The sequence below is a fragment of the Kocuria flava genome (assembly GCF_001482365.1).
GTDB lineage: Bacteria > Actinomycetota > Actinomycetes > Actinomycetales > Micrococcaceae > Kocuria > Kocuria flava.
Genome location: NZ_CP013254.1, coordinates 1,266,107 through 1,278,696, shown reverse-complemented (window position 1 = coordinate 1,278,696; position 12,590 = coordinate 1,266,107). Strand labels below are relative to the sequence as shown.

Here is a 12,590-nt window from a genome sequence, read left to right as displayed (position 1 = left end):
CCCCATTGTTACCCAGCCGTAGAGACCTGTCCCGCAGGCCGCTCCCCCGCCTGCTCGCGCAGCAGCGCCTCGATCACCCGGGCCACGCCGTCCTCGGCGAAGGGCGGGGCGGTGCGCCCGACCGCCCGGACCACCGCGGGGTGGCCGTCCGCCATGGCGTAGCCGTGCCCGGCCCAGGTGAGCATCTCGAGGTCGTTGGGCATGTCCCCGAAGGCGAGCACCTCGTGCGGGCCGATCCCGCGCTCGGCCGCGTACTGGGTGAGCGTGCGGGCCTTGGTCAGCCCCCGCTGGCCCATCTCCACGAGCGGGCTCCCGGCCACGGAGGAGGTCACGGACAGCCGCCCGCCCACCAGCTCGGTCAGCGCCCGCACGTAGGCGTGGGGCTCCGCCCCGTCCCGCTTGGCCAGGAACTTCACGAGCCCCGGCTCCGCCGGGACCTGCTCGCGCAGCGGGCCCGTCCGCGGGGCCCCGCTCTCCATCCGGTCGGTGCGGGCCCACCCGTGGTCGGTGTAGACGCCCTCGAGGGTCTCGGCGGCGAACAGCGACCCGGGGTGGCGGGCCGCGATCTCGTCCATCACCGCGAAGGCCTCGTGCACGGGGAACAGGCTCGACTCCACGACGCGGTCGGCCGCGAGGTCGTAGACGACCGCGCCGTTGGAGCAGATGACCACGCCCTCGTGCGCGAGCTGCTCGCGCAGGGGGTCCAGCCAGCGCATCGGCCGGCCCGTCACGAAGACCACGTGCAGCCCGCCGTCCTGGGCGGCGCGCAGCGCCTCGACCGTGCGGGGGCGGAAGCGGAAGTCCCGGCCCAGGACGGTGCCGTCGAGGTCGCTGGCGATCAGCCGGATCGGGGTCCCCGGCGGGGGGACCTCCAGGGGCGGGCTCACGGTCGGCGCGTCACCTCTCGTGCACGCCCGTCAGGCAGGCGCGGGCGATGCCGTGGCTGAACAGCTGGAAGTTCACGGCGGCCGGGCTGGCGCTCTCGTCGACCTCGATGGTCTCCTCCCCGACGGCGGTCACGCACACGACGTAGCGGTGCGGGCCGTGGCCGGGGGGCGGGGCGGCGCCGATGTACTCGTCCGTGCCGCCGTCGTTGCGGTGCTTGACCGCCCCCGCCGGCGGGTTCGAGGCCGCGCCCCGCTCGAGGGAGGTGACGTCGGCGGGGATGTTGGACAGGCACCAGTGCCAGAAGCCGCTGGGCGTGGGGGCGTCGGGGTCGAACATCGTCACCACGTAGCTCTTCGTGCCCTCCGGGGCACCGGACCAGCTCAGCTGCGGGGAGACGTCCCGCCCGCCGGCGCCCATGATGCCGGAGCACTGGTCGGGGTGGAGCGGCCCGCCGTCGGTGAGGTCCTCCGAGGTGAGCGTGAAGCTCGGCAGGTCGGGCAGGTCGGCGTAGGGTTCGCGGTCGAGCACGGGGCTCTCCTTCCGGTCGGGGACGTGCGGTCGGGTGCGTCGGGCGCGGGGTCAGCCGCGGGGCAGGTCCTCGCGCCGGGGCAGGTCCGCGCCGGCGCGCGAGACGGTGACGGCCGCGGCCGCGGCCGCGAAGCGCAGCAGGTCCTCGACCTGCCCGGCGTCGAGGTCGTCGATCCGCTCGCGGGCGGTGGCCCCGGTGTAGCCGTGGTCGGCGAGCCAGCCCAGGGTCGCGGCCATGAAGGAGTCGCCGGCGCCCACGGTGTCCACGACCTCGGCACGGGCGGCCGGGACCTCCACCCCGCGCGGGCCGGTGGCCCGGGTCCGGGCCCAGGGCCCCATCGGGCCGCGGGTGACGACGACGAGGCGCGCTCCCGCCCGCAGCCACGCCGCGGCGGTCTCCTCGACGCTGCGGTGGGGGTAGAGCCACAGCAGGTCCTCGTCGGAGGCCTTCACGACGTCGGCGAGGGCCACCAGCTCCTCCGCCCGCGCCCGGGCGGCCGAGGAGTCGGGGATGATCGAGGGCCGGCAGTTCGGGTCGTAGGAGACCACGGCCCGGCCGTGGGCGAGCTCCACGGCCCGGCGGACCCTCGAGGCGCCGGGCTCGAGCATCGCCCCGATCGAGCCGACGTGCAGCAGCTCGGTGCCGGCCAGCAGCCGCTCGAGCCGGTCGTCGTCCAGCTCGAGGGACCAGTCGAGCCGGAAGTCGTAGGTGGCGGCGCCGTCGTCGTCGATCACGGCCTCGGCCACGGAGGTGGGCCGGGTGTCGGGCTCGAAGGGCAGGCGCACCCCGTTGTCCCGCAGGTGCGCCTGGACGCGGGTGCCGTGCTCGTCGCCGCCGTAGCGGCCCAGGAACTGCACCTCGTGGCCGAGCCGGGCCAGCCCGACGGCCACGTTCATGGGGCTGCCGCCCGCGTGCGCCCGGGGCTCCTGGCCCTGCTTCGAGACCACGTCGACGAGGGCCTCTCCGATCACCGTCAGCATGCCCACACGGTAGCACCCGGCCCCCGCGCGGACCCGGCGGCGCGGGAGCGTAACGCAGGCCACCCCGGGGGCCCCGGTGCGCCTAGATGTACCCGGTCATGAGGTTGGTCGCAGGCGGCTGACCGGTGGGTGTCCGCCGAGTGCGCTGTGGCGTCTTTCAGTGTTGTAGTGCTCGATCCAGGGGGCAAGGGCGGCGGTGCGTTCGTCGTTGCTGATGAAGACCTGCCGGTAGGCCCACTCGGTGGCCAGGGTGCGGTTGAGGCGCTCCACCTTGCCGTTCTGCCACGGGCAGTGCGGGCGGATGAAGATCTGCTTGGCACCCAGGGCCGCGACCACCTCCCGCACGGCCGCGGAATGACGGTAGGCGAAGGCGTTGTCGGTCATCACCCGCTCGATCCTCGGGATCCCGTGGCCGGCGAAGTAGACGGCCGCCCGGGCCAGGAACTCCGCGCAGGTGGCGCCCTTCTCATCGGCGTGGATCTCCGAGTACGCCAGCCTCGAGTGGTCGTCGACCACCGAGTGCACGTAGTCGAAGCCGGGCCCATGGCGTCGATCTCTGACCGCGTTCGCACGCCCCAAGGCACGCCAGCCGCCACCATCAGGGATCCGCCCGAGCTTCTTCACGTCCATGTGCACCAACTCCCCGGGGTGCTCGCGTTCGTAGCGCACCGCGGTGGTCTTCGAGGACCGGATCACCGCACCGGTGAGCGGGTCCAGCTCCCGCAGGTACGGGACCTGGTGGCGGGCCAGGATCCGCCCCACCGTGCGTGCCGGGATGCCCAGCTCACCTGCGATCCAGTCCTGGCCCCGCCGGGTCCTGGCGCGCAGCGCCAGGACCCGCTGCTCCGTGCTCGGGCAGGTGCGGGTCGGGGTGGTGTGCGGGCGGGAGGACCGGTCCTGCAGACCGGTCTCGCCCTCGGTGTCGTAGCGGGCGATCCAGTGAGACACACACTTGCGCGAGATCCCCATGGCTTTGGCGATGTGGGACTTCGGCATCCCGGAACGGTGCCGGGAGACGATGAGCAGCCTGCCGTGGACGGTGGTGCGGGCATTACGGTGGGACACGGGAGCCTCCGTGGTGGATGTGGGCCTTAGACAAGCCACACCCCACCCGGAGGCTCTCCTCACGTCAACACCCTCCTGCTACCAACGTCCTGACCGGGTACACCTAGAATGGGCGGCGGTGCCCTCCGCGAAGACCCCGCAGCGGCGCACGCGTCCCGAGACCGCGCAACGACGCGCGGCACGACACGGCCGGACACGACGAGGTCCCCGGCCGAGGAAGTAGGTCATTCTTGAGCACCCCCGAGAGCTGGGCCGAGCGCGAGGCGCTTGCCGAGGCCGTCGTTCCCCTGGTCGGCCGGCTGCACCGCGAGAACAAGGTCGTCCCGACGGTCTACGGACGCTCGCTCGTCCACAAGTCCGTCACCCAGATCATCAAGGCGCACCGCTTCGCCCGCCGCATCGACGGCGAGGAGCTGCCCCTCGAGGACACGACCCGCCTCCTGGAGACCCTCTCCCGCCTGGACCTCGGCACGTGCGCCGTGGACCTGGGCAAGCTCAACCGCATGTCCAAGGAGTCCGACCTGGACCTCGAGGCGTTCCTGCGCGAGGAGCTCGCCCCGGTCGTCGGGCGCAGGGACCAGAACACCCCCGAGCCGCAGGACGTCGTCCTCTACGGCTTCGGCCGGATCGGCCGCCTGCTGGCCCGCATCCTCGTCAACCGCAACGACGGCACCGGGCTGAACCTGCGCGCCGTCGTCGTGCGCAAGAAGCCGGGCAACGACCTCGTCAAGCGCGCCTCCCTGCTGCGCCGCGACTCCGTGCACGGGAAGTTCGACGGCACGATCCACGTCGACGAGGAGAACAACGTCATCACCGCCAACGGGGTGGCGATCCAGTTCATCTACGCGAACGACCCCTCCGAGATCGACTACACCGCCTACGGCATCGACAACGCGATCGTCGTGGACAACACCGGCGTGTGGCGCGACGAGGCCGGGCTGTCCAAGCACCTGGGGTCCAAGGGCGTGGCCAAGGTCCTGCTCACCGCCCCGGGCAAGGGCGAGCTGAAGAACATCGTCTGCGGCGTCAACGACGACGTGATCGTGCCCGAGGACAGGATCCTCTCCGCCGCCTCGTGCACCACCAACGCGATCACCCCGGTCGTGAAGGTGCTCAACGACAAGTACGGCATCGCCCAGGGCCACGTCGAGACGGTGCACTCCTACACCAACGACCAGAACCTCATCGACAACTGGCACAAGGGCGACCGCCGCGGCCGCTCCGCCGCCCTGAACATGGTGCTCACCGAGACCGGTGCGGCGAAGGCCGTGGCCAAGGCCCTGCCCGAGATGGCCGGCAAGCTCACCGGCAACGCCATCCGCGTCCCCACCCCGGACGTGTCCATGGCGATCCTGAACCTGCAGCTGGAGAACGCCCCGGAGTCCAAGGACGCCGTCAACCAGTACCTGCGCGACATCTCGCTGAACTCGTCCCTGCGCAAGCAGATCGACTACACCGACTCCCCCGAGGTCGTCTCCACCGACTTCGTGGGCTCGCGCCGCGCGGGCGTCGTGGACGGGCTGGCGACCATCGTCAACGGCAGCTCGCTCGTGCTCTACGTCTGGTACGACAACGAGTTCGGCTACTCCTGCCAGGTGGTGCGCGTGCTGGCGCGCATGGCCGACATCGCCATGCCGCAGTTCCCCGCCGAGCGGGTGGTCGCCGGGACCGCCGCGCGCTGACCCGGGCCCGCAGCGCAGCAGGGGCGTCCCCGCGCGGGGGCGCCCCTGCTGCGTGCGCGCGGGGTCCTCAGCCGGTGAAGAACGCCCCGGCGACGGCGCCGAGCGCGGCGGCGTCGGCCACGTGGCACAGCTCGCGGGCGGAGTGCATCGACAGCAGCCCGATCCCGGCGTCGATCGTGCGGATGCCCAGCCGGGTGGCGGTCAGCGGGCCGATCGTGGACCCGCACGGGATCCGGTTGTTGGAGACGAACTGCTGGTGGGCCACGCCCGCGCGCTCGCACGCGGCCGCCCAGATCGCGGCGCCCACCGCGTCCGTGGCGTAGCGCTGGTCGGCGTTGAGCTTCAGCAGCGGCCCGGCCCCCGGCTCGGGACGGTTCACCGGGTCGTGGTGGCCGGCGTAGTTGGGGTGCACCAGGTGGCCGGCGTCCGCGGACAGGCACACCGAGTCCGCCAGCGCCCGGCGGTGCTCGGCCGACGTCCGGCCCAGGGCCTCGGCCACGCGCACGAGCACGTCCTCGAGGAACGGGCCCGCGGCCCCGGAGCGGGTGCCGGAGCCGATCTCCTCGTGGTCGAACGCGGCGAGCACCGCGATCCGCCGGCCGCTCTCGAGGGCCTCCGCCTCCCGGACCAGGGCGGTGAGCCCGGCGTGGACGGAGGAGAGGTTGTCGAGCCGGCCGGAGGCGAACAGCTCGCCGGAGGCGCCCAGGAGCGCGGGCTCCTGGGTGTCGGCCAGCACCACGTCGTGGCCCAGGACGCGCCCCGGGTCCACGGGGCCGCCCTCGGCGTGCGCAGCCAGCAGCGCGAGGACGTCGGCGCCCTCCGCGCCCGCGCCCCACACGGGCTGGAGGTGCTGCTGCCGGTCGAGGGTCAGCCCCTTGTTCGCCTCCCGGTCCAGGTGGATCGCCAGCTGCGGGATGCGGGCCACGGGCCCGGTCGCGGTCAGCACCTCGGTGGGCGTCCCGTCCTCGCCGCGCACCACGAGGCGCCCGGCCAGGCGCAGGTCGCGGTCGAGCCAGGAGTTCAGCAGGGGCCCGCCGTAGACCTCCACGCCCGCCTGGTGCCACCCGTGGGCGCTCGTGCCGGGGCGCGGCTTGAGCTTGAAGCCCGGCGAGTCGGTGTGCGCCCCGAGGATCCGGAAGCCGGCGCCGGCGGGCACCCCGTGCGGGGCGACCCAGGCGATCAGCGCCCCGTCGCGCAGCACGTAGCGGCGCCCGTGCACGTGCTGCCACGGCTCCTCCTCCGGCAGGCGGGTGAAGCCGGCCGCCTCGAGCCGGGCCGCCGCGGCCCGGGCCGCGTGGTAGGAGCTCGGGGAGTCCGTGACGTAGCGGCCGAGGTCGGCCACGACGGAGCGGGGGTCGGGGGAGGTCTCGTGCGCTGCCATGCCGGCCAGTCTACGGACGCGGCCCCGGGGCGGGGGCCGGGGCGGCCCAGTGCCCGGGGCACGCCGGCGGGCCGGGGCACACCCATCCGCCGGACCCGCCCGGACCGCCGCCGGCGGGCGGGAGCGGCGCCGGGGCCGGGACGGCGGGGACCGTGCGGGTGACCTCGATCCCCCGCCGGCGGGCGTCGCGCACGACCAGCCAGGCGAAGACGAGGTAGAGCGGCAGCGCGGAGGCCAGGGAGACCCACGTGGACTCCTCGGGCATGGGGTCGGCCCAGCCGGCGGCCGCGAGGGAGAACGCGAGCACGTTGTTCACCACGTGCAGCCCGATCGCGGCCTCGAGCCCGCCGGTGCGCCAGCTCAGCCACCCGGCCACGACCGCCATGGCCGCGACCGCGAGCAGCCCCCAGACGTCGTAGAGGTGGGCGAAGGTGAACAGCGGCACCGGCAGCAGGACCGCCAGGGCCGGGGAGCGCACCCAGCGCCCGACGGTCTGCAGCAGGTAGCCGCGGAAGACGAGCTCCTCGGCCGCGCACTGCAGGGGCACGAGCAGCACGATCATCGGCACGATCAGCCACAGCTGCGCGGGCGGCTCCGGCGGCGCGACCGGCTGCAGCGAGCCCGTGGTGGCCAGCTCGAGGACCAGGAGCAGGCCGTGGCCCACCGCGTAGACGGCCAGGGCGAGCAGGGTCGTGCGGACCAGGAAGCCCCAGCGCAGCCGCCCCGTCACGGACAGCAGCAGCCCCAGCGGGCGGGGGCCCGTGACCAGCCGGGCCACGACGATCGCCGGGATCATCAGCACCACGGAGAACAGCGTCATGAACAGCAGCGCCGGGTCCATGATGTCCAGGCTCGCCAGGTCCCCCAGCAGCTCGTCGAGCGCGCCCTCGCCGCGGGTGGCGATCAGCCACAGGGTCCACACGATGCCCAGCACGGCGCTGAGCAGCACGTAGACGGCGCCGAAGACCAGCAGCTCCACGAGGGGCTTCCACCAGCGGTGGGCCGGGTCGGCGTGGCCCAGCCGGTGGTAGGGCAGTCGGCGGGCGGGCGGGCCCGGGCGGGCGTCGTCGCCGGCGGGCGCCCAGGGCACGGTGCGGGTGGTCATGCCCCTACGCTATCGGCCGCGCCCGGCGCCCGGCCGGGGCGCGCCTCAGCGGGCGTAGCGGTCGGCGAAGGCGGCCAGGATCCGGCGCGGCTCGGTGACGGCCGGGCCCGTGCGGATCCGGTCCTTCACGCGCTCGGCGTCGCCGGCGGGGAAGTAGCCGTGCTCCTTGTACGCCTCGATCCGGTTGACCAGCGCGGGGCCGTCCAGCTCCGGGTGGAACTGCGTCGCGTAGAGGTTGCGCCCGACCCGGAACATCTGGACGGGGCAGTCGGTGCCGGTGGCCAGCAGGACGGCCGAGGGGGCGAGCCGGCGGGTGCCCTCCTTGTGCCCCACGTAGCCGTGGAAGACCTCGGGCAGCTCCCGCAGCAGGGGGTCGCGGCGCCCCTCCTCCGTGAGGCTCACCTCGATCACGCCGATCTCCTCCCCGCGGGTGCGGTCGACGACCCCGCCCTGGTGCGTGCCCAGCGTGCCCACCCCGTAGCAGGCGCCGAGGAAGGGGAAGTCGCGGGCGACGACCTCGTCGAGCAGGTCCCGCATCTCCGCCTCGGCCCGGCGCTGGACCTCGGACTTCAGCTCCGGGGGGTCCGAGGAGTTGAACGGGGAGCCCCCGATGATGACCCCCGAGTAGCGGTGCAGGTCGATCGGGGGCATGGGCCCGGCCTCCAGCCGGACCCGGTGCAGCTGCTCCTCCCGCAGGCCGCTGAAGCGGCAGATCGTCTCGTACTCCTCGTCCGCGACGTCGTCCTCGGACCGGGTGGCGAGCAGCAGGAAGGGCTTCATGGCGTTCATCCTATTCAGCGGCCGGGCGGGCCCGGGCCGGCCCCTCAGCCCGCGATGCGGTCCCGGCCCGCGTAGGCGTTGAAGGACGCGCCGCGGCTGAAGCCCAGCAGCGTGGTCCCGGTCCGCTCCGCGAGCTCGACCGCGAGCGCCGAGGGCGCCGAGACCGCCGCGAGCGCGGGGATCCCGGCCAGGTGCGCCTTCTGCACGAGCTCGAACGAGGCCCGGCCGGAGACCTGCAGGACGGTCCCGCGCAGCGGCAGCAGGCCCTCGCGCAGCGCCCAGCCCACGACCTTGTCCACGGCGTTGTGCCGGCCGACGTCCTCGCGCACGCACAGCAGCTCGGGCCCGTCGTCGTCCCCGGGGAAGCGGAAGAGCCCGGCGGCGTGGACGCCGCCGGTGGTGTCGAACAGCCGCTGGGCGGCGCGCAGGCGCTCCGGCAGGGCGAGCAGGCCGGCGACCGGCAGGCGGACCCCGTCCCCGGCGGGACCGAACGCGGAGACCTTCGTGACGGCCTCGATCGAGGCCGTGCCGCACACCCCGCACGACGACGACGTGTAGACGTGGCGCTCCATGGAGGTGTCCGGCGGCACGACCCCGGGGGCGAGCACGACGTCGACCACGTTGTAGGAGCGCCGCCCGTCGGCGTCGACCCCGCCGCGGTAGTCCATGCGCACGATCTGCTCCGCGGCCGAGACCACGCCCTCGGAGACGAGGAAGCCCCCGACGAGGTCGAAGTCGTGGCCCGGGGTGCGCATCGTGACGGTGAAGGGACGCCCGCCGAGCCGGATCTCGAGGGGCTCCTCGCCGGCCACGGTGTCGGCGCGGGCCGAGACGGCGCCGTCGGCGGTGTAGCGGTGCACACGGTGGCGCCGGGACGCGCGGGTCATGGTCTCCTCCCGTCCGTGCCCCGGGGCGGGGCCCTCCCCGTGATCCTAGGCCGCCCGTCGCCCGCGCGGCGACGGACGACGGCGGGGCGCGTCCTGCGTGGCGGCATCGGGGACCGCCGCCGAGCGGGGGACATTACCGCTCAGTAACGTCGGGGGAACTGGGGACGGATCAGCTCTGTTCGAATTCATGGACTTTTGTCTAGTCTCGAACTCGTCGGGGACGGCGCCGGTGGGTTGCCGGTGGCGTCCCGGGCGATCCACCGCCTCCCCACGGCGCCCGCGGACCCCGCGAGCGCCGCAGCGGGCGGTCCGCCGGCCCGATCGATCCCCGGGCCGGCGGGCCCCGCCGCTCCCGCGGGCCACGGCACCGGATGCCCGCCCGGCGCGCCGATCCAGCGCGCTCCCCTCCCACCCTCTCTCGCAAAGGAACACCCATGTCCACCGCACCCCAGCACACCGCCCCCACCACCGGCCGCAACCGCCGCACCGGCAGGGCCGTGCTCGCCGGCGTCGTCGCCGCGGGCCTGCTCGCCGCCGGCGGCGGGACCTTCGCCAAGTGGTCCGACGAGGCCGCCGCCGTGGGCTCCACGGGCATCTCGACCGGCTCCCTCTCCCTCGAGAACGTCTCCGGCCCCGCCTGGACCCTCGGTGACGAGGCGTTCGACCCGGCCACGGACCGCATCGTGCCCGGCGACACGCTGCAGTTCACGACCACCGCCGTGGTCGACGCCCGCGGCAAGAACCTCGACGCCGACCTGTCGCTGGCCTACGAGGGCGCCACGAAGCAGTACCTCGACTACGCCGAGCGCCAGGGCCTCCTCGACTACGACGTCGAGGTGACCGGTCTGGCGGACACCGACGACGACAGCGCCTACGACGTCACCTCCGCCGACGACGGCAAGACGGTCACGGTGACCGGCACGTTCACCTGGATCGGCGACTCCGTGACCGGCACGCAGTACCAGAACCAGAAGATCACCTTCGACGGCATCTCCCTGCAGCTCGAGCAGAAGTGATCCCGCGGGGGCCGACCGCCCCCGCAGCGTCCCGGTGCGGCACCGCCGCACCGGGACGCCCCCTCCCCCGTCCTGCCGTCCCTCCCCCGGAGGCCCCCGTGACGCTCCCCCGCACGACCCGCCCCGCCCGGCCCCTGCGCACCGCCGCGGCCGCGGCCCTGCTCGCCGGGCTGCTCGCCGCCCTGCTGGGCACCGACCACGGCACCGCCGCCCGCTGGTCCGCGACCGCGCCGCTGGAGGTCGCCACGATCACCACCGGCGGCCTCGAGCTCGTCCTCGAGGACACCACCGTGACCCTGCACCACGAGGACCTCGACGCCACCGGCGCGGTCGTCGCCGTGACCACGGACCTCACCGGCCCGGACGCCGTGCCGGGACCGACGGCACCGGGCAGCACCGTCGTCGTCCGGACCCGCGCCGTCCCCGTCCTCGAGGGCACCCGGCTGGCCGCCGACCTCGCGGTCGACGCCGGCGCCCCCGCCGGCGCGACCGCCCCGCGCGTCGAGATCACCCCCGCGGACCCCGGCTCCCCGCTCCCCACGGTCACCGGCGCGGAGGGTCGCGCCGTGGTCCCGGCCCGGGACGGCGCCGCCTACGACGTCACCGTCCGCTACGACCTCCCCGGCGCCGCGGGCGCCACCGCCGCCCCCGGCCCGCTGACGCTCTCCCTCGCCCAGCGCTGACCCCTACCGGAGACCCCCGTGACCCAGCCGCGCCACACCGTCCTCTACCTCCTCGGCGTCCTCGTCCTGCTCGCCGGCGTCGTCCTCACCACCCCCGGCACCGCGACCCGGGCCGCGTGGCGCACCGCCGAGCAGGTGGCCGTGCCCGCCTCGACCACGGGCCGCGCCGGCCTCGAGGTCGCCGCCGACGGCGACCGCGCCGCCGTGCTGACGAACACCTCGGGCTTCGGGGTCCTCGCCCGCCCCGCGGACGTCTCCGTGCTCGCCCCGGACGGCACGGTCCTCGCGCTCGCCGGGGCCTCCTTCGCCTGGCAGGACGGCTGCGCCGGACCGGCGGCGTGGACCGCGCGCGGGGCCGGCTCCCCGGTCACGGCCGTGGCCGGGGAGCCGGCCCCGCTGCCGCGGGACGCGACGGCCCGCCTGTGCCTGGAGGTCTCCCTCGCGGAGGTCCCGGCGGAGACGCTGCGGCCCTGGGACGGGCGGTCCCTGCGGGTCCTGACCCGCCTGGAGGCCCTCTCCCTCGACGGGGTCTCCCAGCGCGCCGAGCGCACGTGGGAGACCGCGGTCCCCGTGGACCTGCCCGCCGCGCAGCCCCCGGCCGGGCAGGAACCGCCCGGGGAGGACCCCGGCGGGCAGGAGCCGGGCGGCCAGGAGCCGGGCGGCCAGGAGCCCGCCGAGGCGCCGGCCGAGGAGCCCGCGACCCCGGCCGGGTGCACCGCCGCCGGCAAGGACGCCCTCGTCACCTGGACCTGGCAGGGCCCGGACGAGGTCCTGGGGTGGGAGCTGCTGCGGCGCCCGCAGGCCGCCGGCGGCACCTGGGAGACGCTGCGGACCCTCGGCGACGGGAGCGTGCGGCAGGCCCTCCTGACCGTGGACGACATCCCGGCGGCCGAGCGCGGCCCGGGCAGGCAGTCGCCCTGGGAGTTCACGGTGCGGCCGCGGACCGCGGCCGGCCCGGCGGCGGACCCGCCCGCCCTGTGGACGCTGCACTCCCCCGGCAACAGCCACAAGATCGCGTGCCCGGGGGACACGGCGTGAGCCGCGTCCTGCACGGCGCGGCCCGCACGGTGCTGCTGGGCCTGCTCGCCGTGGTCGCCGCCCTGCTGCTCGCGACCGTCGCGGTGCCCCGCGCGCTCGGCTGGGTGCCCCTGACGGTGGTCTCCGGGTCCATGGAACCGGCCGTGCCGACCGGCAGCCAGGTCGTCGTCGAGCCCCTCGAGGGCCCCGGGGACGCCGAGCGCCTGGCGGTCGGCGACGTCGTGACGTTCATGCCCCGGCCCGACGACGCCACGCTCGTCACCCACCGGGTCGTCGCGATCGCCCAGGACGGCGAGGGCCGGCGCAGCTTCACGACCCGCGGCGACGCCAACGACGCCGCCGACGAGGGCGAGATCACCCACGTGCAGCTGCGGGGGCTCGTGCGCTACCACGTGCCGTGGGCGGGCCACCTGGCCACGGCCCTGGACCCCGGACAGAAGCGCGCGGGCACCGTCGCCGTCGCGGCCGCCCTGGGCGGCTACGCCCTGTGGCAGCTCGGCGCCGCCGTGCGGGAGCGCACCGTTGCCCGGGCCCGGGCCGGGCGGCCATGATGGCC

Annotated in this window: 13 protein-coding genes; 5 read left to right on the top strand and 8 right to left on the bottom strand. The window is 75.1% G+C overall.

Going from position 1 to position 12,590, the window contains the following annotated elements; translation table 11 throughout:
• Window positions 1–8 precede the first annotated feature (8 nt).
• From AS188_RS05795 to AS188_RS05780, 4 genes are all read right to left on the bottom strand, one after another.
• A complete protein-coding gene (locus AS188_RS05795; protein WP_236945064.1) occupies window positions 9–887 on the bottom strand; it encodes an HAD family hydrolase in 879 nt (292 codons plus the stop codon).
• A 10-nt stretch (window positions 888–897) separates the two neighbouring features.
• Window positions 898–1,416 (bottom strand): YbhB/YbcL family Raf kinase inhibitor-like protein, encoded by a 519-nt coding sequence (locus AS188_RS05790; RefSeq protein WP_058858056.1) that lies wholly within the window; start codon window positions 1,414–1,416, stop codon window positions 898–900.
• Window positions 1,417–1,467: 51 nt separating this feature from the next.
• Window positions 1,468–2,397 carry a carbohydrate kinase family protein gene (locus tag AS188_RS05785; protein ID WP_058859757.1) on the bottom strand — a complete coding sequence of 310 codons (930 nt, stop codon included), beginning with the start codon at window positions 2,395–2,397 and terminating at the stop codon, window positions 1,468–1,470.
• A gap of 96 nt (window positions 2,398–2,493) precedes the next feature.
• Window positions 2,494–3,462, bottom strand: coding sequence for an IS481 family transposase (locus AS188_RS05780; protein ID WP_147050849.1), 969 nt, complete (start codon window positions 3,460–3,462; stop codon window positions 2,494–2,496).
• A 230-nt stretch (window positions 3,463–3,692) separates the two neighbouring features.
• Here AS188_RS05780 and AS188_RS05775 point away from each other — a divergent pair, with 230 nt between their 5' ends.
• The gene (locus tag AS188_RS05775; RefSeq protein ID WP_058858054.1) at window positions 3,693–5,144 is read left to right on the top strand and encodes a glyceraldehyde-3-phosphate dehydrogenase; all 1,452 of its coding nucleotides are present in this window, start codon (window positions 3,693–3,695) and stop codon (window positions 5,142–5,144) included.
• 67 nt (window positions 5,145–5,211) lie between these two features.
• On the opposite strand, the gene AS188_RS05770 is transcribed toward AS188_RS05775, so the two are convergent.
• Genes AS188_RS05770 through fdhD form a run of 4 tightly spaced genes read right to left on the bottom strand, consistent with a single transcriptional unit; the run spans window position 5,212 to window position 9,297 of the window.
• The gene (locus AS188_RS05770; protein ID WP_058858053.1) at window positions 5,212–6,525 is read right to left on the bottom strand and encodes a M18 family aminopeptidase; all 1,314 of its coding nucleotides are present in this window, start codon (window positions 6,523–6,525) and stop codon (window positions 5,212–5,214) included.
• Between the two features lie 10 nt (window positions 6,526–6,535).
• Window positions 6,536–7,630: a CPBP family intramembrane glutamic endopeptidase gene (locus tag AS188_RS05765; RefSeq protein WP_058858052.1), complete on the bottom strand. Its 1,095-nt coding sequence runs from the start codon at window positions 7,628–7,630 to the stop codon at window positions 6,536–6,538.
• 45 nt (window positions 7,631–7,675) lie between these two features.
• Complete coding sequence (locus AS188_RS05760) at window positions 7,676–8,410, bottom strand: glutamine amidotransferase (protein ID WP_058858051.1); 735 nt, start codon at window positions 8,408–8,410, stop codon at window positions 7,676–7,678.
• Window positions 8,411–8,454: 44 nt separating this feature from the next.
• Window positions 8,455–9,297 (bottom strand): formate dehydrogenase accessory sulfurtransferase FdhD, encoded by an 843-nt coding sequence (gene fdhD, locus AS188_RS05755; protein ID WP_058858050.1) that lies wholly within the window; start codon window positions 9,295–9,297, stop codon window positions 8,455–8,457.
• 434 nt (window positions 9,298–9,731) lie between these two features.
• Here fdhD and AS188_RS05750 point away from each other — a divergent pair, with 434 nt between their 5' ends.
• From AS188_RS05750 to AS188_RS17095, 4 genes are all read left to right on the top strand, one after another.
• Complete coding sequence (locus AS188_RS05750; protein ID WP_058858049.1) at window positions 9,732–10,313, top strand: alternate-type signal peptide domain-containing protein; 582 nt, start codon at window positions 9,732–9,734, stop codon at window positions 10,311–10,313.
• Window positions 10,314–10,411: 98 nt separating this feature from the next.
• Window positions 10,412–10,996, top strand: a complete 585-nt coding sequence (locus tag AS188_RS05745) for a hypothetical protein (RefSeq protein ID WP_058858048.1) — start codon at window positions 10,412–10,414, stop codon at window positions 10,994–10,996.
• Between the two features lie 18 nt (window positions 10,997–11,014).
• Window positions 11,015–12,034: a hypothetical protein gene (locus AS188_RS17100; protein WP_058858047.1), complete on the top strand. Its 1,020-nt coding sequence runs from the start codon at window positions 11,015–11,017 to the stop codon at window positions 12,032–12,034.
• The gene (locus tag AS188_RS17095) at window positions 12,031–12,585 is read left to right on the top strand and encodes a signal peptidase I (RefSeq protein WP_169797986.1); all 555 of its coding nucleotides are present in this window, start codon (window positions 12,031–12,033) and stop codon (window positions 12,583–12,585) included. Before AS188_RS17100 ends, AS188_RS17095 begins: the two co-directional genes overlap by 4 nt.
• The last annotated feature ends 5 nt before the right edge of the window (window positions 12,586–12,590 follow it).